Origin of the sequence: Moorena sp. SIO4G3, assembly GCF_010692305.1 — a bacterium.
Lineage (GTDB): Bacteria > Cyanobacteriota > Cyanobacteriia > Cyanobacteriales > Coleofasciculaceae > Moorena > Moorena producens_A.
Genome location: NZ_JAAHIG010000004.1, coordinates 59,701 through 84,418 on the forward strand (window position 1 = coordinate 59,701; position 24,718 = coordinate 84,418).

The 24,718-nt window shown below is 43.0% G+C and carries 25 protein-coding genes and 2 pseudogenes; 18 read left to right on the forward strand and 9 right to left on the reverse strand.

Features of this window, described 5'->3' with window-relative positions; all coding sequences use genetic code 11:
- The first annotated feature begins 8 nt into the window (after positions 1 to 8).
- Positions 9 to 791 (forward strand): globin domain-containing protein, encoded by a 783-nt coding sequence (locus F6J99_RS45375; RefSeq protein WP_365972394.1) that lies wholly within the window; start codon positions 9 to 11, stop codon positions 789 to 791.
- 68 nt (positions 792 to 859) lie between these two features.
- Here the strand turns inward: F6J99_RS45375 and F6J99_RS01420 are convergent, their stop codons facing one another.
- Both F6J99_RS01420 and F6J99_RS01425 read right to left on the reverse strand, forming a co-directional pair.
- Complete coding sequence (locus F6J99_RS01420) at positions 860 to 1,435, reverse strand: Uma2 family endonuclease (protein ID WP_293111419.1); 576 nt, start codon at positions 1,433 to 1,435, stop codon at positions 860 to 862.
- Positions 1,436 to 1,469: 34 nt separating this feature from the next.
- Positions 1,470 to 1,592 (reverse strand): hypothetical protein, encoded by a 123-nt coding sequence (locus F6J99_RS01425; protein ID WP_293111390.1) that lies wholly within the window; start codon positions 1,590 to 1,592, stop codon positions 1,470 to 1,472.
- Between the two features lie 474 nt (positions 1,593 to 2,066).
- Here F6J99_RS01425 and F6J99_RS01430 point away from each other — a divergent pair, with 474 nt between their 5' ends.
- The 4 genes from F6J99_RS01430 to F6J99_RS01445 all read left to right on the forward strand — a co-directional run bounded on the left by F6J99_RS01430 (position 2,067) and on the right by F6J99_RS01445 (position 4,199).
- Entirely contained in the window at positions 2,067 to 2,657 is a 591-nt protein-coding gene (locus F6J99_RS01430) for a Pvc16 family protein (protein WP_293111391.1), read from the forward strand.
- 263 nt (positions 2,658 to 2,920) lie between these two features.
- On the forward strand, positions 2,921 to 3,616 hold the full coding sequence (locus F6J99_RS01435; RefSeq protein WP_293111392.1) for a Uma2 family endonuclease: 696 nt from the start codon (positions 2,921 to 2,923) through the stop codon (positions 3,614 to 3,616).
- 55 nt (positions 3,617 to 3,671) lie between these two features.
- Positions 3,672 to 3,947 (forward strand): hypothetical protein, encoded by a 276-nt coding sequence (locus F6J99_RS01440; protein ID WP_293111393.1) that lies wholly within the window; start codon positions 3,672 to 3,674, stop codon positions 3,945 to 3,947.
- Positions 3,948 to 3,977: 30 nt separating this feature from the next.
- Complete coding sequence (locus F6J99_RS01445) at positions 3,978 to 4,199, forward strand: hypothetical protein (protein WP_293038423.1); 222 nt, start codon at positions 3,978 to 3,980, stop codon at positions 4,197 to 4,199.
- A 532-nt stretch (positions 4,200 to 4,731) separates the two neighbouring features.
- Here F6J99_RS01445 and F6J99_RS01450 read toward each other — a convergent pair.
- Complete coding sequence (locus F6J99_RS01450; protein ID WP_293111394.1) at positions 4,732 to 6,822, reverse strand: ATP-binding protein; 2,091 nt, start codon at positions 6,820 to 6,822, stop codon at positions 4,732 to 4,734.
- On the opposite strand from F6J99_RS01450, the gene F6J99_RS01455 reads away from it, so the two are divergent.
- The 4 genes and pseudogenes from F6J99_RS01455 (at position 6,821) to F6J99_RS01470 (ending at position 10,291) form a co-directional block, all read left to right on the forward strand.
- Positions 6,821 to 8,545, forward strand: coding sequence for a DUF4157 domain-containing protein (locus F6J99_RS01455; RefSeq protein WP_293111395.1), 1,725 nt, complete (start codon positions 6,821 to 6,823; stop codon positions 8,543 to 8,545). The two genes, F6J99_RS01450 and F6J99_RS01455, sit on opposite strands and share 2 nt — an antisense overlap.
- A gap of 401 nt (positions 8,546 to 8,946) precedes the next feature.
- Positions 8,947 to 9,360 (forward strand): annotated as a pseudogene (locus F6J99_RS01460) (element excision factor XisH family protein).
- Complete coding sequence (locus tag F6J99_RS01465; RefSeq protein ID WP_293111396.1) at positions 9,348 to 9,692, forward strand: XisI protein; 345 nt, start codon at positions 9,348 to 9,350, stop codon at positions 9,690 to 9,692. Before F6J99_RS01460 ends, F6J99_RS01465 begins: the two are co-directional and overlap by 13 nt.
- 374 nt (positions 9,693 to 10,066) lie before the next feature.
- The gene (locus F6J99_RS01470; RefSeq protein WP_293111397.1) at positions 10,067 to 10,291 is read left to right on the forward strand and encodes a hypothetical protein; all 225 of its coding nucleotides are present in this window, start codon (positions 10,067 to 10,069) and stop codon (positions 10,289 to 10,291) included.
- Between the two features lie 129 nt (positions 10,292 to 10,420).
- Here F6J99_RS01470 and F6J99_RS01475 read toward each other — a convergent pair whose 3' ends face one another.
- On the reverse strand, positions 10,421 to 10,648 hold the full coding sequence (locus F6J99_RS01475) for a hypothetical protein (RefSeq protein ID WP_293111398.1): 228 nt from the start codon (positions 10,646 to 10,648) through the stop codon (positions 10,421 to 10,423).
- Positions 10,649 to 10,874: 226 nt separating this feature from the next.
- Between F6J99_RS01475 and F6J99_RS01480 the strand changes: the two genes are divergently transcribed.
- Positions 10,875 to 11,492, forward strand: coding sequence for a hypothetical protein (locus tag F6J99_RS01480; RefSeq protein ID WP_293111399.1), 618 nt, complete (start codon positions 10,875 to 10,877; stop codon positions 11,490 to 11,492).
- A gap of 121 nt (positions 11,493 to 11,613) precedes the next feature.
- A complete protein-coding gene (locus F6J99_RS01485) occupies positions 11,614 to 11,838 on the forward strand; it encodes a hypothetical protein (protein ID WP_293111400.1) in 225 nt (74 codons plus the stop codon).
- 86 nt (positions 11,839 to 11,924) lie between these two features.
- Here F6J99_RS01485 and F6J99_RS01490 read toward each other — a convergent pair whose 3' ends face one another.
- Together F6J99_RS01490 and F6J99_RS01495 are read right to left on the reverse strand one after the other, a co-directional pair.
- Positions 11,925 to 13,265, reverse strand: coding sequence for a TldD/PmbA family protein (locus F6J99_RS01490; RefSeq protein WP_293111401.1), 1,341 nt, complete (start codon positions 13,263 to 13,265; stop codon positions 11,925 to 11,927).
- Positions 13,266 to 13,632: 367 nt separating this feature from the next.
- On the reverse strand, positions 13,633 to 15,102 hold the full coding sequence (locus tag F6J99_RS01495) for a TldD/PmbA family protein (protein ID WP_293111402.1): 1,470 nt from the start codon (positions 15,100 to 15,102) through the stop codon (positions 13,633 to 13,635).
- Positions 15,103 to 15,267: 165 nt separating this feature from the next.
- On the opposite strand from F6J99_RS01495, the gene F6J99_RS01500 reads away from it, so the two are divergent.
- From F6J99_RS01500 to F6J99_RS01515, 4 genes are all read left to right on the forward strand, one after another.
- Complete coding sequence (locus tag F6J99_RS01500; protein ID WP_293111403.1) at positions 15,268 to 15,654, forward strand: VOC family protein; 387 nt, start codon at positions 15,268 to 15,270, stop codon at positions 15,652 to 15,654.
- A gap of 194 nt (positions 15,655 to 15,848) precedes the next feature.
- Complete coding sequence (locus tag F6J99_RS01505; protein ID WP_293111404.1) at positions 15,849 to 16,004, forward strand: hypothetical protein; 156 nt, start codon at positions 15,849 to 15,851, stop codon at positions 16,002 to 16,004.
- Positions 16,005 to 16,414: 410 nt separating this feature from the next.
- Entirely contained in the window at positions 16,415 to 16,837 is a 423-nt protein-coding gene (locus tag F6J99_RS01510) for a profilin (protein ID WP_293111405.1), read from the forward strand.
- A 127-nt stretch (positions 16,838 to 16,964) separates the two neighbouring features.
- A complete protein-coding gene (locus tag F6J99_RS01515) occupies positions 16,965 to 17,411 on the forward strand; it encodes a DUF29 domain-containing protein (protein ID WP_293111406.1) in 447 nt (148 codons plus the stop codon).
- Between the two features lie 302 nt (positions 17,412 to 17,713).
- On the opposite strand, the gene F6J99_RS01520 is transcribed toward F6J99_RS01515, so the two are convergent.
- The 3 genes and pseudogenes from F6J99_RS01520 to F6J99_RS01530 form a co-directional block, all read right to left on the reverse strand.
- Positions 17,714 to 19,609 carry a sodium:proton antiporter gene (locus F6J99_RS01520; RefSeq protein WP_293111407.1) on the reverse strand — a complete coding sequence of 632 codons (1,896 nt, stop codon included), beginning with the start codon at positions 19,607 to 19,609 and terminating at the stop codon, positions 17,714 to 17,716.
- A gap of 821 nt (positions 19,610 to 20,430) precedes the next feature.
- Positions 20,431 to 21,498: a PEP-CTERM sorting domain-containing protein gene (locus F6J99_RS01525; protein ID WP_293111408.1), complete on the reverse strand. Its 1,068-nt coding sequence runs from the start codon at positions 21,496 to 21,498 to the stop codon at positions 20,431 to 20,433.
- Between the two features lie 883 nt (positions 21,499 to 22,381).
- Positions 22,382 to 22,600 (reverse strand): annotated as a pseudogene (locus F6J99_RS01530) (transposase); the annotation flags it as partial.
- Positions 22,601 to 22,756: 156 nt separating this feature from the next.
- Here F6J99_RS01530 and F6J99_RS01535 point away from each other — a divergent pair.
- From F6J99_RS01535 to F6J99_RS01545, 3 genes are all read left to right on the forward strand, one after another.
- Positions 22,757 to 23,242 carry an HIRAN domain-containing protein gene (locus F6J99_RS01535; RefSeq protein ID WP_293111410.1) on the forward strand — a complete coding sequence of 162 codons (486 nt, stop codon included), beginning with the start codon at positions 22,757 to 22,759 and terminating at the stop codon, positions 23,240 to 23,242.
- 235 nt (positions 23,243 to 23,477) lie between these two features.
- On the forward strand, positions 23,478 to 23,648 hold the full coding sequence (locus F6J99_RS01540) for a hypothetical protein (RefSeq protein WP_293111411.1): 171 nt from the start codon (positions 23,478 to 23,480) through the stop codon (positions 23,646 to 23,648).
- Between the two features lie 338 nt (positions 23,649 to 23,986).
- The gene (locus F6J99_RS01545) at positions 23,987 to 24,526 is read left to right on the forward strand and encodes an RICIN domain-containing protein (RefSeq protein WP_293111412.1); all 540 of its coding nucleotides are present in this window, start codon (positions 23,987 to 23,989) and stop codon (positions 24,524 to 24,526) included.
- The last annotated feature ends 192 nt before the right edge of the window (positions 24,527 to 24,718 follow it).

A 24,718-nucleotide genomic window follows, 5' to 3' on the forward strand; every position in this document is an offset into this window, starting at 1 on the left:
AAAGGATAATGGTTAATGCGATCGCTACAGCAAACACATCGTTTAGCACTTCCCTACAAAAATTAGTTGACTATCCAGAGACAGGGATAATTAGCAAAGTTTTGCTCAAGGATAACAATTGTCAATACACCCTATTTTGTTTGGCAAAAGGTACAGCAATCGACGAGCATACTTCACCTCGTAATGCCGCAATCACGGTGATTGAAGGGAAAGGAATTCTGACCTTAGACCAGAAAGAGATTACCTTAGAAGCAGGAGTTTTTATCTTTATACCTGCTAAAGCACCTCATAAGTTACAAGCCCAAGAGAATTTGAAATTTTTGCTAACCTTCTCGGAAAAGCCCTTACCGGTGAATCAGGTGAGCCAAGATACCATAGATATCATCAAGTCAACAGCTCCCCTCCTCAAAAAGCATGGTAAGCAAATTACGACTCGGATGTATGAAATCATGTTTCACAACCATCCAGAGGTAAAAGCACAGTTTGATATGTCAGCTCAAGCCAATGGTTCTCAACCAGCTAAGTTAGCGACAGCAGTCTATAGTTATGCTACCAAAATTGATAATCCGGAAGCTTTAAAATCCATGGTTGAGGTGATTGCCCATCGTCATGTAAAAACCCATGTTAAACCAGAACAATATCCCATTGTGGGAGAGAGTTTACTACAAGCGATGAAGGATGTGTTGCATGAAGCGGCGACAGAGGAAGTGATAGCAGCTTGGACAGAAGCTTATCAGATATTAGCTGATATTTTTATTAACCGAGAACATCAAATTTATGAATCGTTATAGCAATCTAGGAGTAGGGAGTAGGGAGTAGGGAGTAGGGAGTAGGAAATATTATAACTGCTATATTTCTGTTAGTCTAAATTACCAGCAGTCAAAACTTGCTCAACGGTTAACATCAGCTCAGGAAATGTAGGTGATGTTAACCGTTGATTTTCAGTGAACACTGTTTCCTGATATAACCCTTCCTCTAACACCAGCAGTGAAACCTTTTTCTTCGGCGGGTCAACAATCCAATATTCAGTGATTCCCAAGGCAGCATACTCTGAACGTTTGTAACGATAATCTCGCTTAACAGAATCAGGACTCACCACCTCTACTGCTAATAATGGAGGAGTATCACACACTGCTGACTGATCTAGCAATGCCATTACCTGATCTTTGGTTACCACATAGACATCACTTAGCCGTGACTTGCGCCATCCTGTCCGAATTCCTGCTTCTTTAAAACACAGCCAAGGCAAACCCAAACGATTAATTTCTGCTTCCAATACTTGTTCAATAAACTTAGCAATCAGCAGATGCCTAAAGGTTGGTGGATTCATGATTTCTAACCTCCCATCCACCAATTCATAGCGGTTGTCGGTACCATCATCATAGTTGAGGTATTCTTCAAAAGTGTATAATCCTTCTGTGGTTATAGTTGTCATGGGTCGCAATCCGGGAAAGTTTACCGTTGGTAATCTATAGCAAAGGGAACAGAAAGTAGGGAGTAGGGAGTAGGGAGTAGCGATGCAGTCGTTCATGCGGGGGTTTCCCCCACTCGCGCTTTGCATCAAGACGGGAGTAGGGAAAAAAAATTCTCACAATTCCATTAGGATCCCTATAGCAATCCTATCTGATTCGTCATGACTTACGCGGTTAACTTGATTTCGCCCCCCTAGCCCCCCAATTCTGGGGGGTAATGATGTCAAAGTCCCCCAGAATTGGGGGACCAACGGGGGCAAATGCGTAAGTCCTGTTCGTGAAAGAAATGGGCTGCTTTAAGGCATTTGGCAGAAGCCACTCACCCCTACTCATAAGGGTAGGTTTTTTACTTTGACCTCAGGTGTGGGGTGTAGGGGGAACGGGTGTGGGGTGTGGGGCATAAGAAAGCGATGCAGCGCCGACCTGCGGGGGTTTCCCCCACTCGCGCTTTGCATCAAGACAATGATTTAGGATTGCTATAGTCATGTTAGGGGTATTTTGGTGGCAGTTGGAAGTATAGGAAAGGTATTCCCATATTCCTTTGTCTTCTTGTCAAGATTCTCCTCCAATTATTAGGTGGGATAGATACTGCATATGTTGGATCATGTTCTCTCGTTTCTTAAGGAGCAACTCAACAGCTACATCCGAGAAAAAACCGGGGGGCAGGCTTTTGAGGTCTTATTTCTTCAGGATCGCAACGGGAAAGAAATTTCCTTAGAAGAGAATGCCATTACTACCTTATTAGTTAACGTAGAAGAATACAAAAATTTTCCTACTTATAAGGATAAACTTTTGGTTGGTTTTGCTACGAACGAGCGAGAGCAGATAGCAGAAAAGCAAGCTAGCAATCTTTATGGCCTACATTTATACGTTCTCTATGCTGCTAATTTTACTAATTACCGCCAATCTTTAACGTTTTTATCCCTAATTATCAAATACTTTAAAGATCATTCCTTCTTTCATAGAAGAAACTCTCCCACCCTCAGTCCTGAGATCAAAAACTTGATCATAAAACCGGTTAATTTGCCCTTAACTGAACAAAGAGAGGTTTGGTCTGGTTTAGGCATGTCTTATATCCCTTCAGTCATGTATAAAGTCTCAATAGTATGCTTTGTAAAGTGGGATCCGGAAGAACTTGGCTATGATGTAACTGAGGAGGAAGATAAATGGAATCCGTTTCTTTAGACAATGCAAGTTGTCAATGACGGCATTTTGAATTTTGAATTTTGAATTTTGAATTCTTAATTTTTAATTACCACTATAGCAATCCTAAATCATTATGTAAAATCACTGGACTTCTTAAAACTAGCTGCTTCTCCCTTATCATCTGCCTTCTGCCTTCTGCCTTCTGCCTTAAAGCAGCCAATTTATTTCACGAATCAGATAGGATTGCTATAGTGTGTTATCAATAGAGTAAACCACCAAAGTCAGTACTGCTCAAAAATGCCATGTCTCAAACCATATTAAAACCCAAAAATCCAATTCCACCCCTTGAAAGTGGAGATCTACTAACACAGAAAGAATTTGAACAGCGTTATGCACAGATGCCCAATGTCAAAAAAGCGGAATTAATCGAAGGAGTTGTTTATATGGCATCACCCTTAAGAATTAAGCAACATGGGGAACCCCATGCTTCTATTGTAACATGGCTTGGTGTCTATAAAGCTTCTACTCCTAATGTTCAACTAGGTGATAATTGTACAGTTAGACTTGATGCCGACAATGAACCTCAACCCGATGCTTTACTAAGACTAACGGTAGATGGACAATCAACGATTAGTGAAGACGGCTATGTAGAAGGTGCGCCAGAATTAATCGTAGAAATAGCAGCCAGTACCGCCTCTATTGATTTAAATAATAAATTAAAAGCTTACCGACGTAATCAAGTTCAAGAATATTTAGTTTGGCGGGTTTATGACGGAGAACTTGATTGGTTTCGCTTAAGGGAAGGAAAATATATTAAACTAGAACCGAATGATAAAGGCATTATCTGTAGTGACTACTTCCCTGGTTTATGGTTAGCCCAAGACGCTTTACTTACCGGAGACTTAGCCCAAGTATTAGCCATTTTACAGCAGGGATTAACATCACCGGAACATTTAAATTTAGTTAATAAATTGACCGATAAGGGGAAGGTTGACTAGAATAAAATTCAAAATTCAAAATTTAAAATTTAAAATTAAGAATCAAGCTTGTTTGGTGGGCAAATCGACCGGATTCCCGATGAAATGGTCAGAGGGTCAGGATTTGCCCACCCTACGCCACAGCAAATCGACCGGATTCCCGATGAAATGGTCAGATTATCAGCATTTGCCCACCCTACGCCTCAGGTTTGGTGGGCAAATCGACCCGATTCGATTACTTATGGTCAGAGGATTTGCATTTGCCCACCCTACGCCACATGTACAAATATCAGATGCACCCGGATCAGCATTTGCCCACCCTACGCCACAACTTAAGCTAACATTTATTTAGAGACGTTTTTCCTGATAAATACTGAAATTAATGACTTATCTATTAACAGAGGCTTTTCAGAAAGCACAAAATTTACCAGAAGAGATACAAAACGAACTGGCTCATCAGTTAATCGAAGATATAGAGAATGAACTTAAATGGCAAAAAACATTATCACAATCTCAAACCTCTTTCCTAGACGAATTAGCCCGTAAAGCATTAAATGAATCTAAGATAGGGGAAACGAAAGTTATGGGTTTTGATGAATTATGAAGTCAGAATGTAAGGATTCAGCGGTCAGCCGTCAGCCGTCAGCCGTCAGTTATTGTAGGGTGGGCAAATCGACCCCTAGTGGTAATTAAAAATTAAAAATAAAGCAAAAATCAGAGCTCTTGTAGGGTGGGCAAATCGACCGGATTCCAGATGAAATGATCAGTCATATAATCAGGATTTGCCCACCAAACCCCACTTTGGGTAATTAAAAATTAAAAATAAAGCAAAAATCAGAGCTCTTGTAGGGTGGGCAAATCGACCGGATTCCAGATGAAATGATCAGTCAGATTATCAGGATTTGCCCACCAAACCCCGCAGCTTGTAGCAGCTTGTAGGGTGGGCAAATTGACAGAATTCGAGATATTGTTGTCAGAGGGTCAGGATTTGCCCACCCTACGCCACAGCCTCAGGGAAGGTGGGCAAATGGACTCGATTCCAGATCAAATTGTCAGAGGGTCAGCATTTGCCCACCCTACGCCTCCTATTCCCTATTCCCTATTCCCTGTTCCCTGTTCCCTAAAACTTCCCACAACTAAAACCAGCCTTCAATCTCTTCGTTTGTCAAGAGTTTCTTCAACTTTTGATATTCCCGTTTTGTGGCTTCGTAGATTAGTTCCATGTTCACGGCTTCATTGTCGGCGGCGGCTAAAAAAGCGGCATAAAGGGCTATATTGCGAATAGTTCCACCAGCTACATTGAGTTGACCCAGTTTCTGGTAATTTAAGTCTTGGGTTGGGGTATGGGGAGGAAAAATCCGCTGCCATATTTGGGTACGGATTTCGGCTTGGGGAAAAGGAAACTCCACCACAAAGCGAAGGCGGCGCTGAAAGGCAGTATCGAGGGCGCTTTGGAAATTGGTGGTCAATATAGAAGCGCCTTGATAGGCTTCCATTCGTTGCAGCAAATAGCTGACTTCGATGTTTGCGTGGCGGTCGTGACTGTCTTTAACTTGGGTACGCTTACCAAACAGGGCATCGGCTTCGTCAAACAGCAGAATAGCACTACCGGTTTCAGCTGCATCAAAGATCCGCCGCAGATTCTTTTCCGTCTCTCCAATATATTTACTGACAACTGTACTTAGGTCGATGCGATAAAGATCCAGGCGTAATTCCTGGGCTAATACCTCTGCTGCCATGGTTTTACCAGTACCGCTAGCACCGTAAAATAGGGCGCTGATGCCCAAACCCCGATGGCCTTTTTGGGCGAAACCCCATTCCTGATAGACTTTATACCGGTGTTTCAGATGAGTGGCAATATCCCCTATTAGCTGCCGTTGTGGGGTAGGTAATACGATATCGTCCCAGGTAGCCGTAGCATGGATCGGTTGCGCTAAGTCATCTAATTGATTACGGGCATTATGGCGGCAGATATCCCATAATTGATTTGATTGGTGGGTTTCTTCTTTGATATTTTTGCCCCCTAAATCCCCCAATTCTGGGGGACTTTGAAATCTGTCTCCCCCAGGTTCCCCTCCTGGGAGGGGGTAGGGGTGGGTTAGGGCGCTCTTGGGGCTAGATCCGGGATTTTGTGGGAATTTTGAATTTTGAATTTTGAATTGATCACAGGCCGCTTTAATAGAAGCCTGATTGAGGTTAAACTGTACGGCGATGCGCTCGATTTGACCGTTAAGTTCTGCTGCTGCTGACCCGAGATGGCATTCCCACAGGCCATATTGTTCCTCGTGGCTCAATGGGGGGATGTCTTGGTTAACAAGAGTCCGCTGACAGTCAATTTTTCTTTGATAGCTGCTGAGGATTAAACGAGTATTGATACTATCAATAAATTGGCTCAGAGCCAACTCCCGCCCTGGCTCTGTAAAATTATAACTATCGCAGTCAATAAACAGGACACTATTGCTCAGTAATGCTTCCCTTTCCCAACGCTTCCCGAGTTGGTATACTTCCTGGGGGTTGGTGGTCAGAGCCAATGGTTCGAGAGTTTGTAACTTTAACCCCAAACCCTGACAAGTGGCGGAGGCAATTTGGTATTTAGTGGTTCGGTCCGAGCCAGATAATTGCACCACGGGATAGCTATTTCTCCCCTCGCTACCAGACCAAATGGTGATCAAGTGCTCCACGATACTTAACTGAGAGGGAGGCAAAAAAACCGGGTTAGTCTGAGGCGGTTGAGGTGTGAACTTTCCTGCTAATTCCTGGTCTGTGGCATATTCTCCTAACAGATAGCAGAGGATACGCTGGTCAATTTGGAGGGGGGACTTGGTAATGATTCGTCCTGGTTCAATCTGGAGCAGTTGCCAGTAAAATAAAGGGCTTTGGGGAGAAAGGACACCCCAATTGGCTCCGGGAAGGGCGTCAAAAGCTAAACTGAGAGTAGGATAGTTTTTGTTTGGACTATTTTTTTGGGCTTTGGCAAACAAAGAATGGAAGTATGGTTCTATTTCCATTCCCGCGCACATGAGCAGGATATCCCTTTCAAAGGGGGAGAGAAGGAAATTGTTACAAAGTTGAGCCAGGGCAGACGAATTGTCAATAAATTCTGTAACGGTTTGTAGATTTTTTTTACCTTCTATGTAGTTTTCTAAATAGTTACGAACTCGCTCGATTTCTAGAAACAGAGAACTAATATTAGAGTGATACCAGTTGGTTTGAGTTTGGGGTGCCATGTCGCGCTCCATGAAGACGATCCGATCGACTGATATTGTTTTCTTTAAGGGTACATGGGAAATAGAACTAGCTATGCGGACTCATACCTATAAACCGAAATATTCTAAGTCTACTTCTAAGACAATTGCTCAAAAAAAGAAAGACTCCAGAGTGATTGGTTCTAGAAGACGGTTGGATTCAGAGGACAGGGAGTGGAACGCCGAAGAGGCGGTCGGGGAATGGGGAAGTAGAATGGCTAATGTGATGCACTCCCTTGAAACGGGACAATACGTGCCCGACACAGGAGGGAGAGAAATGGGGTTGCAAGGGAAGTTTTCTTTTGGACAGCCGGGAGAGAGTTGCAGGCAAGGGGCGAATAACGGAGGGAAATTGGTCGTGCAGCCTAAAAGGATGATGGTGCAGCGGAGAGCACAACCGTTGACGGGGGATTCGGTGACTTATGGCGATAGCATTAGGGATTCGAGGGGGGGTAAAAAAGAAAACAAAACTGGCTTGCCGGATCGCCTCAAGGGTGGTATAGAGAACCTCTCGGGCTATTCGATGGATGATGTGAGGGTGCATTACAACTCATCGAAACCGGCACAATTGCAGGCGTTGGCGTATGCACAGGGGAGGGAGATTCATGTGGGGCCGGGGCAGGAGAAGCATTTGCCCCATGAGGCATGGCATGTGGTGCAGCAGATGCAGGGTAGAGTTAGGCCGACTATGGAAGATAACAGGGAAAGTATAAATACAGAGGAGGGATTGGAGAGAGAAGCTAGGGTGATGGGAGCGAGAGCGATGCAGTGTGGCGCACCCAAAAACTTGATGGCGAACGAAGACCGACGTCAGAGGCAGGTGGATGTGGGCGAAGGAGGCGTGGAGCTGAAAAGCGCAAAAAGGCATAACCCGACAAACAAAAATGCAGTACAAAACCGCCCCATCCAGTTGGCAGATGGGGTCTACGATAGTGTGAAAAATAGGCGTTTTTATTATATAAGCAAGTTATATGATAAGACCACTTTGGCATTGGGAGCCATTGTTACGGTTTTTTCAATTATAACTGGTGTGTTTCGGGCGTTAGAGCTAAAGGAGCATGCGGAGGAAAAAGCGTCCACCACTTTTCCGACCGCCGCACCGAAAGACATGAGAGAAAACGAGGTAAAGGCAGGCACGGCAAATATGTTTTATGTGGGTATGTGGATAACATTGTCCGGTGCCATCTTATCTTTGTTTGCCTTGCTCGGATGGATTTACAAGATATGGAACAAAATAAAAAGAACACCAACAATTGAGGAGGACCATATCGGGCAAATAAATAATGTAATAAAGAAAGCTAAGGAGTTAAAGCGTGTTGAAGTAAGTTTATTATCGAATGAAGAACGGTTAAAAGATAATCGTAGAGTGTCGCATTTATTAGAACAGGCAGATAAAATGAAAAGTAAATGGGATGAGATAAGGACAGATTATGATAACGAAGCTCGGACAAAAATAGGCCCGACGAACAGAGTGGTGTCGGCCTATAAAAGAGCGATGGCCGGATATTTCGAGGGAGAAGAGGCAGAGGATTTGGGTGCCTTAGAACAGATGGACCTAAATGAGGCAGTGGAGAGAATCGGTGATTTGATTTATAGAATGAGAGATGAGTTAAAAGATGAATTTTTATCACAAAGCAATTCGGAGACAAGTAGTTTGGAAAGCCCTACAAATCCATTGAGCATCATGTTTGAGATTGGCGACTAGGAGTAGTTGTGTGTTTGTGGAGTACCCGGCCCGTAGGACATCCATTGTAGTAAAAGAAGGGTGAGAGAACATTGAGCGGGCGGAGTGCGTACGCTCTTGTAGGGTGGGCAAAGGTCGATGATTCGAGATCAATTGGTCAAACATTAATAATTTGCCCACCCTACGCCTACACCACATTCATAATTTGCCCACCCTACTCCCCTGCAAAATATTCTAAATCGCTAAAATCTAGTGCGTACGCTCTTGTAGTGCGTACGCTCTTGTAGGGTGGGCAAATGGACATGATTGATGATGAAATTGCCAAGCGATCAGAATTTGCCCACCCTACCCTACTACTTCATTCGTTACCTCCGCCAACACTTTAAATACCACAGGTCCTGTGATGCAAGGGAGCAAGAGTAATGGCAAAAGACTTATTTCATGATGTTGTCAAAAATGCCTTAATTAAAGATGGTTGGCAAATTACCGATGATCCGTTTTTTTTGAAAGTCGGCGGAGTAGATTTTTTTATTGATCTGGGTGCCGAAAAACTAATAGCGGCAGAAAGAAATGGTCAGCGGATTGCAGTGGAAATCAAAAGTTTTATTAATCCCTCTTCTATTACAGACTTCCACCTTGCCATTGGTCAATTCATTAACTATCGAGTAGCCTTAAAGGTAAAAGATCCAGAACGACAATTATTTTTGGCGGTTCCAGATACCACCTACTAAAGGTTTTTACAGAAAGAATTTCCTCAAATGGTTATTCAAGATTACCAACTTAAATTATTAAGTTATGACATTGATAATGAGGTAATTGTATCATGGAAAAACTAGAAAATCTTCAAACTTATCGCAGCATAATCAAGCAACTACTGAATCAATATGCCAGTTACAAACCGTCTCATGGTGACATTGAAATTCATAGCCTTTTTGATACGGAAAACGACCATTATCAAGTAATGGCCATCGGCTGGGACAAGAAAGAAAGAGTTTATGGCTGTTCAGTTCATTTAGAGATTAAAAATGGCAAGATCTGGATTCAGAATAACAATACTGAATGGGATATTGGTCAAGATCTGGTTAATATGAACATTCCCAAAAATGATATTGTTATTGGGTTTCAGCCACCTTCTATGCGCCAATACTCAGGCTATGGCACAAAGTAAACATTTAGCGGTCAGCGGTCAGCGGTCAGCGGTCAGCCGTCAGTGCGTACGCTGATCTTGTCGGGTGGGCAAATCGACATCATATCATGTCCGGTTGAATACTTTTACTAAGCGCCGAAAGCAAGCCAGAAGGCTGAAGTAAAGGAGCTGATAAAGTAGGGTGGGCAAATCGACATGATTGATGATGAAATTGCCAAACATTCAGAATTTGCCCACCAAACAGTGCTTTCAACTCAGGTCAGGTGGGCAAATCGACATGATGAGTGATCAATTGGTATTACTTTCATTATTTGCCCACCCTACGCCTAACTTTCAGAATTTGCCCACCAAACAGTGCTTTCAACTCAGGTCAGGTGGGCAAATCGACATGATGAGTGATCAATTGGTATTACTTTCATTATTTGCCCACCCTACGCCTAACTAACCTTAAACATCCCAACCTTGGCCTTTGGCCACGCTACGCGAACAACCTTAAACATCCCAACCTTGGCCTTTGGCCACGCTACGCGAACAACCTTAAACATCCCAACCTTGGCCTTTGGCCACGCTACGCGAACAACCTAAAAAAAAATAGCCGCAGAAATACTATCCACGGCTAGGAATTTACCTTATGTCATTCAGTTTTCTAACCTATCCAAACGTGCTCCTATGGGATTTGCCAAAGGTCACGCTACGGGGTTGGAGCGGATGGTTTGGCCAGGGGGAAAACCCCCCAGCAATTTAACGTGTTAACGGAGCCTGAAGTACTTGGTCATAATTGTTATGAATTCTCCGGGAACATCCGTCGGCTGAAGAGGACTCCACTCGGATATTTCGGCGTAACCCAGAGCATACAGGGCATGCATAGTATTAGTTACTGCCTTGCGGGAGCCCCTCAAAATGTGCTGAACAGGGCTTTTTTTTGAGGAAGAATCATCGGGATTGTTGTCTGGATTGGTTGGAAATTCTGAAGACATAAGGTTCACCTTTTGTTTTTGCTTTACATTTATAATCATAATGATTATAAATTAAATTGTCAAGGGTTTTTATAAATTTTTTTTTGAAGTAGAATGTAAAGAAATGCGATGCTCTGAAATAGCCGCTACGGAATCGTAAGCTGATAGCACCTCAAGTAGCGTGCGCGTAGCGCATATGCTTACGTTCTATACTTAAAGTTACAGCAATTTTATTGGAGCATAAGCAATGTCCTACAGCGAATTTAAATCCATTGCTGAAGTGTGTAATCGGTTTGACTTAAACATTGATGAGTCGCAAAATTTGTTTACGGATATTGCTCCCGTGGAAGTTAGCGAACTTTTACAACAAATCTTACAACGAAATATTCCTCTCGCCAATGCCATCAATACAGAAAAAGCCCGGTCTGAACTCTTAATCGCTCCAACATTATTAGAAATTCGGCAAATATTTAATAATGAAGTTGGTTTTTTTTCTGGGTCAGAATTCAATATTGATTCCGAGTTAGGATTAAACGGTTATTGTGACTTTATTTTGACCGCTTCACGAGAAATTTATGAGATTCACCGACCTGTTGTTACCTTAGTTGAAGCCAAGAATGAAAATATTAAAGGAGGTTTGGCGCAGTGTATTGCCGAAATGGTAGCAGCGCAACGATTTAACGAAATAGACAATGTCAATTTGCCAATTTTTGGAGCTGTGACAACTGGTCTAATCTGGCAGTTTCTTCGCTTAGAGGGGGTGCTGCTCTGGATAGATCTGCAAGAATACTATATTAGAGACACTGCAAAACTTTTGGGCATTTTGTCTCATCCCTTTCAGGAATATTTCGGAATAAAAATGTAGAATTAAGAATGTAGAATTTAGAATTTAGAATTCTAGATTCTTAATTATGACAAAAAAAACTACGGGTGCATCTCATTGTCTTGATGCAAAGCGCGAGTGGGGGAAACCACGCCAGTTGCTCATGGGGGGAACCCCCAAGACCGCACTGGCTCCCCAAGACCGCGCTGCATCGCTTTTGCTGTTTGACACGGTGGTGCGTTACGGTCAGCAACATAACCCTGACTACGAGGCGAAAAATGAAGGCCCCCCTAACGCACCCTACGGAAAATTTTCAAAACTGAGATGCACCCAAAAACTATCCTACTCCAACGCCAAAGGCGAACAAGCTGTTAACCTTGGCCAATAGGCTACGCGTGCGCGTTCAACCTTCAACCTTCAACCTTAAACCTTCAACCTTAAACTTTCAACCTTAAACCTTCAACCTCTTAACCTTCAATCCCCAGTAATGGACAAACCATCAACCCAGATTTTTGGACACACTCCACCAGAGGTAAACTCAGGCTCTTTTTCCACATAAATAATGGATTTCAGCAGTTCCCGAAAATCTCCGGCTACCGTTGCGGAATCAATACTAGTTAATTCTCCTTTATTCACCATCCAACCATCAAAGGGTAGAGAAAAGGAACCTTCGAGTGCTTTAACTCCCGCATGAAGCGCATTCACCTCATCAATCCAAATCACATTTTCAGCCTGGTCTAAGCTGTACTCTTGTTCAGCAGATTGACCAGGAAAAACATGATAGAAATTAGGGCTAACTGTAACTTTTGCCCCCATATTGGCATGACCTGTTGGTTTAGCATTCAGGCGTTTGGCGCTGCCAGCACTGTGCAGAAAATTGCTTAACACCCCTTCTGTAATTATCGGTACTCGACGAGTAGGTGTTCCTTCTCCATCAAAATAGACCGGTGCCACATTCTTTGGATGTAGCTCATCATCACAAACAGAAAGCAGAGGAGAAGCAATTGGAGTACCTAGAGACTCCGGAGTCGAGAGGCTTTGCTTGTCTAGAATATTTTGAGCATTAAATAAATTAGAAAAAGCATTCAGTAGACTCAGGAAAGCTTCGGGAGAGAACACTACCCGATATTTTCCGGACTTAACTTTCTCATAGTTCAAGTGACTGATGGTTTTCTCAGCAGCTTCTTGCAGACAAGTCTGAATATCCAGAGTTTCTAAACCTTGACTAATCTTATAGGCACCAGCACTACGGGGCTTTTTCCCTTCTTCCTCAGTTTTGGTATATAGATAAATGGAAGCCGAGGAGCTAGCTTGCTGGCGCAATGCCCCATCACTATTGAGATAAAAGCGCTCAACATCCCGTTGAGATAGTCCATTGTAAGGAACTCCGGCAATAGCTGAGTGAGCCTCCAGTAACTTTTTCTCTGAATCCAGTAGGGTTTCTACTAATTTGGATACTGGCTGTTGAGGCACTTGATTATTGGGAATCTCTGGAACCGATACTGTTGACTCAGGGCTAAAGTCTGGGGCGTTTTCCTTCACCCCAAAACTACTTGCCTCATAAGCGGTTTTTAAGGCTAGTTCCAACCCAGTTGGGTTGGTATCGGTAGTTGAAGTAATGCCTACTTTCTGGTCTTGATTCCAAACCCGTACAGTTACACCAGAGCGATTAGATGCCTCAACCTGTTTTGGCTCACCCTGGTCTACTTGAACACCAGCTTCATCTACTGCAGAGCCATAAATATCGAATTTTTCAATTCCCAGGCGTTTAGCGATCGCAATCGCCGAATCAGCTATCTCATTAATCTTGGTCATCTTATGTTTAGATTGTGAATGTTTGATTAACAAAAAAAAAGAGCGATGATATCAAATCCGGTTAATCACTTCGGATGTAAGCATTCAGCTATCAGCTATCAGCGAACAGCGATTAGCGCTACGCGCACGCTACTTGAGGTGCTAGCAGGCGCTTTAACTGCACGGGGTCGGATCAGTAAAACGAGCAGGGATTTTCAACCAGCCGTACCAGCACCCCCCAGCTGGTTTACTACCGACCGTTGATTAACTGACGGCTGATGACTGTTTGCGCAGCGTGCGCGTAGCGCATTAGCTGAATGCTTAGGATAAGTCTTCAACCGGAGATGATAGTCTAACACTAGTCCCAAAGCCTGGCTGCTGGGGTAACTTACCGTCCACCAACGGTAATCGAATCTACCTTGATATGAGGTTGACCCACGGTTACATAAACACTGCCGCTAATGGAACCACAGAAACCAGCGGCTAATCCTAAGTCTTTGGAACACATGGAAATCTTATTCATAATTTCCTTAGCTTCTCCAATCAGAATTGCCCCTTTCAGGGGTTTAGTGACTTTGCCATTTTCAATCAAATAGGCTTCATCGACACCAAAGTTAAATTCTCCAGTAGCACCAACACTACCACCGCCCATGCGCTTGCAGTAAATACCTTTATCGATAGACGCAAATAAATCCTCTACCTCGTAATCACCAGGGGCGATGTAGGTATTGCGCATCCGTGAAGCAGCAGCATAGGCATAATTCTGACGGCGGCCACTACCTGTTCTGGGGTGTCCAGTCAGCTGAGACCCTGCCCGGTCGGCGATAAAATTCTTCAGTATGCCATTTTCAATCAACAGAGTTCTTTGGGCTGGCATGCCCTCATCATCCATATCAATGGTTCCAAAGGCATTGTCAGATAACCCTTCATCCCAGGCAGTAAGGCTTTCGTTAGCAATTTTCTCGCCTTTTTTGTCAGCAAACGGAGTAGTTTTCCGCTCAATCTGGGTCGTTTCCAACAGGTGTCCACAGGCTTCATGGAAAATTACCCCACCAAAGGAATTGGCCATGATAATCGGGTAAGTTCCAGACTCTACGTAATCCGCATAGAGCATCTTACCAGCAGATTCAGCAACTTCCTCAGCAGTACCATTATAATCCCAGGCTCTTAGAAACTCTGGGTTACCGGTACTACCAGCACGCTTGCCAATAGAAGAGCGATGGTCGCCATCAGCACATAGTAGGTTATATCCCACAGACTGAGTTAAACGAATATCTCTGGCAAAGGTGCCATCACTAGCTGCTACCAGAACTTCCTGCCAATCCCGGAAATAAACAGCCCGTCGGGATTGGACATGGCTAGCCTTGCGCTGAAGTGCCCCATTGGCATCCAGGAGTACTTCTCCCATTTCTGCCATGGAACTGCAACCGGATAGCCAAGTATCTTTGCCTTTAGCAGTAGCGTAATCCCGCAACAGTTCTAAGTTAGTTTCTGGGATAAAGGCATTAGGGGTAGGTAATTCTAGCCCTTGAATAGACAGGGCTTTCTCCAAAGCCGCTTTTAGCCCCGAAAAGGATAGGTCATTAGTGCTAACATAGCAATCTGACTTACCCCGAAATACTCGGATACCAGCACCAGAGGTAAGGCGGGGAGAAATGCTAGTAATGGCATCATCTTCAGCAAGACAACTGATGTAGTTGACCCGTTCTAGGAAAAACTCAATGAAATCAGCACCAGCTGCTCGTCCTAATCCCAGGAGAGTGGAAAGGGGAGCTCTCCAGCTTTCATCAAAGCTTGAGGATGTGGATTGGTATTCCAGAGTAGGTAGTTCTTTGGATAGAAGTAGGGTTGGGGGCATAGATAATTTCCTTATCCTTTGGATATATATCCTTTTGATGATGGGTTTTATATTTGCCAGTCTAGCAAAATCCTCAAAAGTTGGTTGAATCTGGTTCCATACTATGGGGGATGATCTTTGTTGATTTAAAATTATTCATTTATTACTTAATTTCAGATTAGTTTTATGAAGACTAAAGGATTTCACCATGTAGCGATTATTTGCTCAGATTATGAACAATCGAAACAGTTTTATGTGGAAATTTTAGGGTTTCCGATTATTGAAGAAACCTTCCGAGCTGCGAGAAAGTCTTATAAATTGGATTTACAAGTGGGTGATGGGGATAGGATTGAGTTATTTTCCTTTCCTAATCCTCCTGAACGAGTTAGTCGTCCCGAAGCTTGCGGATTGAGACATTTAGCCTTTCAAGTAGATGATATTGAAGCGTCGGTGAATTATCTCAAATCCCAGGGTTTGGATGTAGAAAGGATTAGACTTGATGAGCATACTGGTAAGCGATTTACTTTTTTTCAAGACCCGGATGGATTGCCGTTAGAAATGTATGAAAGTTAAATAGAATCGGGAATCGGGAATCGGGAATCGGGAATCGGGAATCGGGAATCGGGGGAAGTGTGTGGGAAGTGTGTGGGAAGTGTGGGGCGGGGGCGCGGGGAGGGTGGGGAGAGGGGGAGATAGGGAGATAGGGAGATGGGGAGATGGGGGAGATTTTTATTAAGAGTAATTGTTATATAGCGTTTCTAGGACTCATGAGGTACACATTAGTTTTTACCTCTTCCCTATTCCCTATTCCCTATTCCCTATTCCCTATTCCCTATTCCCTATTCCCTATTCCCTCTTCTCTGCTCCCTGCTCCCTGCTCCCTGCTCCCTAAAAACCAGAAATTTGTACCTCACAAGTCGTAGAATTGCTATAACATGATATTATGCTTCTATTTTCATGAGTGTTTTTGCATGCATTGAGATGCACCCTAGGGATCAGGGAGCAGGGATTAGGGATTAGTGAGCTGATCCAGATTTAAATTGCATAATTTAAGGTATTGTTTTTTTTGTTGACAGTCAACAGTCAGGGAAGGAACTCCTGTCGTTAAACTAAACCGTCTATTTGATTGGCTTTGATCATACCAATTGGACTTACTGCGTTTTTCATAACTATAAGGTACACAGGATTTTTTACCTGTTCTCCATTCCCTGTTCCCAGATCCGCTGTTCCCTGTTCCCTAAAACCCAGTAATCTATACCTCACCCAATTTAAAAATGCTGTAAAACATTGTATAATTTGCTAAGAATTAAAATTTTAAAGGAAACTAAATAAAATGTCTTGGGATAGCTACATTGATAATCTAATTGGACAATCTAAAGACGCTAATGGAACTGTTCATGTTGATAAAGCTAGTATCATAGGTATTGATGGTGGTGCTAAGTGGACTACAGATGCTCATCCTAATGCCTTAAAGCTTAATCCTGATGAAAGCACAAACATAGCTAATGCTTTTAAGTCAAAGGATTTCACGGGATTCATGACAGGAGGTATATCGATTGAGGGACAAAAGTATCAATTTTTGCGAGAGGAAGATGGAAAAGTTGTTTATGGAAAAAAGAAAGACATAGGAGCTGTTACTCTCCAGGCCAGCAAAACGGCTATCGTTATTGCTCACTGTCCAGAAGGTGGCCAACAAGGAAATGCCAATAAGGCCGTTGCAGTTATTGCAGAGTATTTAGAAAGTATTGGCATGTAACGGTGAATAATTATCGGGTGCATCTCATATTTTTTACAAATATGAGATGCACCCCCTGCTCCCTGTTCCCTGTTCCCTAAAACCCAAAAACTCCTTACTAGCTTTAAAACCGCTATAGAGTACAGCAATGACTCAAATAAGTGATTTATATTATCTGTATGATGTTGATAATGAAAAATGGTTAATAGAGACCCTGAAACTACTAAAAGAAAAACGACTAGAAAATCTCGACATAGAGCATTTAATTGAGGAATTAGAAGGATTGGGACGTCGAGATAAATTAACAGTTGAAAGTTTTTTAGAACAAATTATCAGACATTTATTACTCCTGAACTATTGGCAAGAGCAATATGACTATAACGCGAACCATTGGCAAGCGGAAATTATGAGTTTTAGAAGCCAAATTGACGACTATTTAACTCAAAACCTCCGCAATCATTTACAAGAAAATCAAGCCAAAGTTTATCAAAAAGCCTTAAAGTATGTCAGAAAAAAAACCGGTATGATGATTGAATTTCCTGAAGACTGTCCCTATGCTCTCGAAGAATTATTAGATCAAGATTGGCTGCCTTGAAAAGCTGATATGTAAGCAGTCAGCGGTCAGTGGTCAGTGGTCAGTGGTCAGCCGTCAGCCGTCAGCGGTCAGTGGTCAGCCGTCAGCCGTCAGCCGTTTGCCTTTGGCTGTTCCCGTAGCGTGGGTGGCACAGGCTTCTAGCCTGTGATCTAGCCCATAAGCTGATAACTGATAGCTGATAGCTAATAGTTTATAACTAATAGCTGATAACTAATAGCTGATAACTAATAGCCCATAAGCTGATAGCTGATAGCTGATAGCTAATAGCTGATAGCTGAATACTTACTAAACTACTACCATAATTATGACGGCGAAGGCATGGGTACCTCCTTCACAGTTGGGATCTTTTCCAAGGTCAATCGGGCAGTAGTGGTAGTCCCTGAACCAGATAGTCGCTTAAGCAGTTTGGGTTTCGGGTGGTGGATCAGGCAGATAATCCGGTCTTCTGGTTGCCAAGGTTCTCCAGCTCGTACTACCTGGAGCTGATTCTGCCGTTCTCTCAACAGCGGTACTACCTTTCCGGAATCAATCAGTGCTTGTAAATAGGTCTGTTGATAGGTAAACCCAAGATTTTCAAGCACGGTTTCCACCAACTTTACCTCCCCTTCGCTCACATACTGGTTCCAAACCTTCAGAGGCAGATCAAAGGTCAGAGCAGGCTGAACATTATTTGGGGTGGAGTTCAAGCTTTGGGCATCTTTAGGTAATACTGCCAACACTCGCGGTGGCTCAAACTCTTCATAAGCCCGTTGAGCCAACACAAAGTTAACCTCACCATTTTTGGTCATTGCCAGGAAGGTGCCCATGGAGTCCAATCCTGCTTCTTCCAAAACCTGGACATCCATAGCATTACTCAAGAACGCCTGTAAATTTTCCTCTAGTGCCTCCTTGACTGCGTCGGCACTAGTATCAATCAGTACCACAGACTCATCCTTTTCTTGGAACAGACGAGCAATCAGGCGAGCCAAAGGATTTGATCCCACAATCACAGCACCCTTGGCATTGGTGGCAGTGACTCCCAACAGATTTGCCACCACTTGAGCCGTTAGCCCTTGGATAAACACGGTCATAATAATGGTTAAGAATACCAGGGCTTTGACAGTATCCCCTCCGCTGATCCCCTCTTGAGCTAGCAAAATAGCAAACAAGGAAGCTACGGATGCTGAAACAATGCCCTTCGGTCCAATCCAACTGACAAATAGCTTCTGACGCCAGTTCAGGCAACTATTCCAAGTACAAACCCAAATATTGACGGGTCGCACTACTAACATCAGAGCTAATACAGTTAACACACCGCACCATCCTAGCCCTAGGATACTGGCCAAGGACAGGTCTGCTGCCAGAAGAATAAATAAAACAGATACTGCCAATGTGGTTAACTGACCTTTAAACCGACGCAACTGACGCAACTGAGCTGTAGCAGTGGAACTCAAAACAATTCCCGCTACTACTACAGTCATCAATCCGGACTCGTCCTGGAGATATTGGGCAATTCCATACAAGTCCCATACCCCTGCTAGCACTACCAGAATTTTCAGGTTTTCATCTAGAAAATCAGCTTTTCTGAGGAACCAGCTCAACACCCAGCCTCCTGATCCACCAATGGCAGCACCAATGCCGAGACGAATCAGTAAACCGCTGATTAGCTTGACTGGATCTGTATCGCCATTTAATACTACATCTAGCACCAAGACTGCTGTAATGGCTCCCACTGGGTCGATCAGAACCCCTTCTCCTTCGAGTAAAGTAGCGACTTGTCGATCAACCCGTACCTGTTTGAGCAACGGACCAATTACAGTCGGACCGGTGACCACCACTAGGGCAGAATACAGAAATGCTAAGTTCCAAGGGAATTGACCCAAGAAATGAGCTGCGATCGCACCTCCAACTAAAGCAATAACTGTACCGATAGTTACCAAGTTCCGCAGACTATCTGACATTTTACTCAGGGAACGCAGGTCAAGATTGAGCCCTCCTTCAAACAAAATTAATGCCACAAACAAGGAGACTATTGCTTCTAGACCATCTCCTAACTGTTCTGGAATGACCAAACCCAGACCATCACGTCCGACCAATATACCTAACAGTAGCAAGAACACAATGCCAGGGACTTTCAAGTATTTGCCCAGTACCTGAGCACTTATACCTGCCATTACCGTCAGCACCATCAGTGCTGTAATATTAAAAGGCGCTTCCATAGATTTGATATTTTCTCACCGAGGAATATCTTGACCGCCATTCTAGCTTGCTCGGTGAGATTCGCTCTAGGTGTTTTCCCGTTGCGTCAGGGTGGGATGATCAGATCAGTGACGTACTGAGCTAGTAAGGTTTTGCATCAATTTCACTAGCTTTGAGGTGATTCGTCAACGGTATTATGGTAAGCATTCAGCTAATCAACGGGAGATAGTAAACAAGCATCGGGGGTGCTGATACGAGTGGTTGAAAATCCCTGCTAGTTTTAGTACTCCGACCCCATGGAGTTATAGCGCCTGATACGCGACACGCGCTATAGCACCTCAAGTAGCACCATCTGTAGCGCATTAGCTGATAGCTGATAGCTGACGGCTGAATACTTACGTATTATGCGTTCGCGAAGCGGTTCCAAAGGAACATCCCATGGTCAGAAAAGAGTGATTGTTTTGCCCTGAGGAGTAGAGGTAAATGAAAAAAACTCCTCTGGATAATTGAGGAGCGATCGCCTATGAAAACCGATTAAAATTTTAACCTTTTGATGCTGACGGGGTGACAACGGGGCTAGCAGCCTGATCAGTTGGTAATTAGAGGGACTTGTGGTACAAAAAAAATGGTCTCAATTGTCAACAATACCGTCCCGCTTGAAAAATGCTGCATCAAGACGGGGTAACAAAATTGAATGTACCTCATAAGTATGGAAAACGCTATAGAGCAATCCTAAATCATTTGTAAAATCACTGGATTTATTAAAAACTAGCTCCAACTCCTGTCCCTTCTGCCTCCTGCCTTAAAGCAGCTCATTTCTTTCACGAATCAGATAGGATTGCTATAGTTTTTTCTTCACAGCAGAACCTGCACCCAAAGTGCCTAGTGTCAATAGACCTAAGATGGAAGTGGGTTCGGGAACGCTGACAAACGGATACAGAAACTGACGACCACCGTAGTCATCGTTGCTCAAGGGATTCAGGTTGGTGACCGGATTGCCTGGAGCTATGCCTAGTCCCTGACTTTCCATGAGGATATCTACACCTCGGGTATCAACGCCCGGATCGCCATTTGGAACTGTGAACAATGAAAATGGTGAATTCGCTGGGTTACGCACATCGACTAGCTGGGCTATTGGATTGGTCAATGTAGCCCGAGCCATCGCGCTAGTGGTGCCATCATAGTTGTCATCAATGAATGCACCGGGGTTAATGTTATCCTCAACATCCCCTAACCCCAATGTGTGACCAATTTCGTGAGTCAACAATCGCCGGAAAACATCGAGGGTGTATACTGCTCCAGGATTGCTATTAAAGATAATATCGGCTCCAGAAATAGCTTTCGAGCCTGCATAATTCACTGTTCCGGAGGTGAGAGTCACTGTTTCATCTATGTCATTGAAATTAGTTTCACCGAAGCGTCTGTTATCTCCGACATCCCAAAAAAATGCATTATTGGAGCCAAATAGGTCAATCTCAGCTCCCCGAAAATCAACTCCACCTTGTCCTTCATTGAAACCGACGACAGGTGTTTCTAAATCTGCTGTGAAAAATAGGTCTGTACCCAATTCTGTCCCTGGAACAACTACAGTCCAGGCATTGAAAGCCTGTTCAATTGCTGCTTGAAAGTCTTCTAAAACAGGAACAATATCCCAAGTGAACAAATCTCTGAAGGCTTTATAGGAACCCCCCTGAAGAGAGTATCGCAGTCCACCATCCAGCGACCGTTCAAGCCCATTGATTGTCCTTGGTGCTGCATCCCATCTTGAGCCACCACTCAGACCTTCGCTGTTACGCCAAATTACAAAAGCCTCAGATTTCTGTGCCGTTGGAAACAGCACGGCTAAAGTCCCTACCGTGGTAAGTATGGCTGAACGAAAGAACCGTTTGGTTACCAATTTAAAATTCATAATTTCCTTCTTTTTGAACTTTCGACAAAAAGTAATTGAAGTCTTTTGAACAACCTTAGAGTAATTCAGGATTTACGCACCAAGACCCTTAAAACCCGGTTTATCGCTATAAATCAAAGGGTGAAATCCAGTTATTACCTTAAGAAACCTGGTTTCTGGATAAGTCAAGGGTCATTTTTATCAACAATCCTGATGTTGACAGTTACAGATTAAAAAAAAATCACAAAAATGCCTCTGTTAGTAGCGATGAAAAACCTTATTAGTCAACGCTACTAAATCGTTATTTTATTGATAATCCGTTGATTAATTAACCGCTCAGTTCATCTAAAAATCAAGCATATCAAGTCAATTAATTAGCCCATCTAGACCCCAAGACTCACGCGATAACCATGAACTGACCTATCGAAGACAGATAGTTTGAAGCTGGATTTAAGTAATTAGTTAGGAGTTTTATAAACTTTTGGTATTGATGGCTTACTTATATCCAATCAAATTTTATATCTAACTCAGATAAAAATTATAAAGTTTACGGAAAATTCACTAAACCTTTAACTATAAAAAGCTTTGATAAAGATGAGATAGAATATGCATATTTTATCTATTTTTGCACAATGGATGTAATCTATAGCTTGAACTCTCTACGCTTTGAAAAACGTAGATTCTAAGCGGATTTCACTTCGCGGGTTGAAACCACGCTCCGTGACGCTTGACGATATGATCTCGATAGAGAGTCCAGTCGGTATCGTTGTGGCAGGTTCTCCCGGACTCTTCGGGGGATGGTATTTCACCATCAAGGTTATCAAGTTGTCTTGAGTTCTGAACTCAAGCAGCTAATCCCCTATTACCCTTGGTAGGGTATAGTTTCTAGCTAACGAATCGCACCCACTGAAGCTTGACAGGCATGAGAGTTTAAGTCTTTAACAAAAGGATATTCAGCTCTGAGCCACGTGTTATAGCGATACAGGTCTTTTTGTCCTATCCCTTTATTGTCCATCCAGTAACGGATGCACTTATTTCGTACAAACTGACCAGTACGTATCGCCTCATCTATGGCGGCATATTGAGTTTTATTCCCTTTGACCTTAAATTCTAATACTATCATTTTGACGTGGGACAACTCTACGTAACATTGTAGCACAAAAAGAAAAAGCCGTCCTAGAAGGACGGGGCTTGAGACCCAAATTTTTGGTCACCCTCGCGTCCAGATTACCGAAAGCATCTAGACCGGCTCAACTGATCAGACCAGAGTTTTGATTTGATGGAATTTTTAGGAAGGAGCGAAGGATATCGACAAACAGATAATTTTAAAGTTTTCCCTTATCCACACCTCGACAGTGACGGGAAATACCACCTTTGTTTTCTAGTACATGGTTTACGTTACTTACCAAAGTGTTCTATGGATCCCATAGCTCAGCTACAAGTTGGTGATACTTTGTGGCTATGTCACGAGCTTCAAAATCCTTATGACAATGAGGCTTTAGCGTTAACCACAGAAGATCATTATCACCTAGGGTATTGTCCCCGCTACTTGTCACACGATGTATTTGACCTTTTAAGGCGTTATCCAAGTTTAGTAGAAGTGAAAGTAGCAAAGGTAAATTTACCTCCTTCTCCGCTTAAGTCTCGGTTATTGTGTGAGATGACTTATTCAGGTTTTGAGGGATATGAACCGTATGCTCACAAGACCTATCAGCCGTTAACTAAGGAAAAAGAAAAGTCGAAAAACTTGGTTTGCCCGATGTAACTAATACTCCTTGAATCATAACGTGCTCGGAGGTGGGCGTGAATGCGATTGGCCGTAGGCCACGCTACGCAATTGACCGTAGGTCAAGCTACGCGAACGCATTCAGGTACTATAGCGTTTCTAGGATTTATGAGGTACGCTTCTCAACCTCAAAGTCCCCCTTGATAAGGGGGACCAACGGGGGATCTTTTTGTACCTCATGGCATAGAGAATTGCTATATATAGCTACGGCGGTTTGCATAACTATCAGGTACACATTATTTTTTCCCTATTCCCTATTCCCTATTCCCTATTCCCTATTCCCTATTCCCTATTCCCTATTCCCTATTCCCTATTCCCTATTACCTATTCCCTATTCCCTGCTCAAGGAAATTGGTTAAGAGCCGATTTACGAGGGAACCTGTAAGTCTAAAGCCCCGTCTTTTAAAACCGGGGATAAATACTCATAGCGGCTTGACGCGCTGTGATAAAAATCTTTCTAGAGAATCGGGAATCTTACTAATGGCGTTGTAGTAAAAGGTATAGGAGAGTTCAGATCGAAACTGATGATTATCTTAGAGTTCAAAGCAAAAGGAAAGAAACATCAATACTCTGGGAGCAGGGAGCAGGGAGCAGGGAGCAGGGATTAGGCAAGAGTGAAACAATCCTGTATACCTCATGAGTCCTAGAAACGCTATATATCGAACTCAGGTAAGTTGAGTTTGTGGAACAATTTTTGATCAATTTTTATCTAAAACTAAAACAATGTCTCATACCACCATGTCTAACAAAAATATAAAGAGAATTTTCACTTTTGGTATAGCTGTTGCGTCTTCTGTGCTTGCTTTTGCCAGTACTACTAACGTTGCCCAAGGACAAACAAATTATCGCCTCAAAACCATGTTTACGGGCAGTGATAAATGTTTGGATATCATTAATGATTCTAAAGACAATAAACCTATTATGGCTGACTGTGGTAATTATTCAGGACAATTTTGGCAAATACAAGCAACAAATAAGTCTGGATATTATCGCCTCAAAACCATGTTTACAGGCAGTGATAAATGTTTAGATATCATTAATGATTCTAAAGACAATAAACCTATTATGGCTGACTGTGGTAATTATTCAGGACAATTTTGGCAAATACAAGCAACAAATAAGTCTGGATATTATCGCCTCAGAACCATGTTTACAGGCAGTGATAAATGTTTAGATATCATTAATGATTCCCAAGACAATAAACCGATTATGGCTAACTGTGGTAATTATTCAGGACAGTTTTGGCAAATACCTAATTTTTAACTAACTGTTTGAGCTAGAAATTATCCTTTCGTTCAGGGCTGTTTCATTGTCGGGTAGAGTGATTGATAAAAATGGTGATCGCTGTGATGTCAAATACCAGCGGTCACTTTATTACGTCGATAAATCGGCTTTGCCCGATGTAAGTAATACTCATTTACCATAACCGGCTCGGAAGCTCTTCAGGCGTACGCT

Coding starts and splice junctions, on each gene's coding strand:
- F6J99_RS01490 (WP_293111401.1), bottom strand. CDS start 13,265: ATGACCAAGATTAATGAGATAGCTGATTCGGCGATTGCGATCGCTAAA.
- F6J99_RS01485 (WP_293111400.1), top strand. CDS start 11,614: ATGGGGGGAACCCCCAAGACCGCACTGGCTCCCCAAGACCGCGCTGCA.
- F6J99_RS01520 (WP_293111407.1), bottom strand. CDS start 19,609: ATGGAAGCGCCTTTTAATATTACAGCACTGATGGTGCTGACGGTAATG.
- F6J99_RS01495 (WP_293111402.1), bottom strand. CDS start 15,102: ATGCCCCCAACCCTACTTCTATCCAAAGAACTACCTACTCTGGAATAC.
- F6J99_RS45375 (WP_365972394.1), top strand. CDS start 9: ATGGTTAATGCGATCGCTACAGCAAACACATCGTTTAGCACTTCCCTA.
- F6J99_RS01430 (WP_293111391.1), top strand. CDS start 2,067: ATGTTGGATCATGTTCTCTCGTTTCTTAAGGAGCAACTCAACAGCTAC.
- F6J99_RS01505 (WP_293111404.1), top strand. CDS start 15,849: ATGAGGTACACATTAGTTTTTACCTCTTCCCTATTCCCTATTCCCTAT.
- F6J99_RS01435 (WP_293111392.1), top strand. CDS start 2,921: ATGTCTCAAACCATATTAAAACCCAAAAATCCAATTCCACCCCTTGAA.
- F6J99_RS01525 (WP_293111408.1), bottom strand. CDS start 21,498: ATGAATTTTAAATTGGTAACCAAACGGTTCTTTCGTTCAGCCATACTT.
- F6J99_RS01475 (WP_293111398.1), bottom strand. CDS start 10,648: ATGTCTTCAGAATTTCCAACCAATCCAGACAACAATCCCGATGATTCT.
- F6J99_RS01455 (WP_293111395.1), top strand. CDS start 6,821: ATGTCGCGCTCCATGAAGACGATCCGATCGACTGATATTGTTTTCTTT.
- F6J99_RS01465 (WP_293111396.1), top strand. CDS start 9,348: ATGGAAAAACTAGAAAATCTTCAAACTTATCGCAGCATAATCAAGCAA.
- F6J99_RS01480 (WP_293111399.1), top strand. CDS start 10,875: ATGTCCTACAGCGAATTTAAATCCATTGCTGAAGTGTGTAATCGGTTT.
- F6J99_RS01510 (WP_293111405.1), top strand. CDS start 16,415: ATGTCTTGGGATAGCTACATTGATAATCTAATTGGACAATCTAAAGAC.
- F6J99_RS01545 (WP_293111412.1), top strand. CDS start 23,987: ATGTCTCATACCACCATGTCTAACAAAAATATAAAGAGAATTTTCACT.
- F6J99_RS01450 (WP_293111394.1), bottom strand. CDS start 6,822: ATGGCACCCCAAACTCAAACCAACTGGTATCACTCTAATATTAGTTCT.
- F6J99_RS01445 (WP_293038423.1), top strand. CDS start 3,978: ATGACTTATCTATTAACAGAGGCTTTTCAGAAAGCACAAAATTTACCA.
- F6J99_RS01515 (WP_293111406.1), top strand. CDS start 16,965: ATGACTCAAATAAGTGATTTATATTATCTGTATGATGTTGATAATGAA.
- F6J99_RS01535 (WP_293111410.1), top strand. CDS start 22,757: ATGGAATTTTTAGGAAGGAGCGAAGGATATCGACAAACAGATAATTTT.
- F6J99_RS01420 (WP_293111419.1), bottom strand. CDS start 1,435: ATGACAACTATAACCACAGAAGGATTATACACTTTTGAAGAATACCTC.
- F6J99_RS01500 (WP_293111403.1), top strand. CDS start 15,268: ATGAAGACTAAAGGATTTCACCATGTAGCGATTATTTGCTCAGATTAT.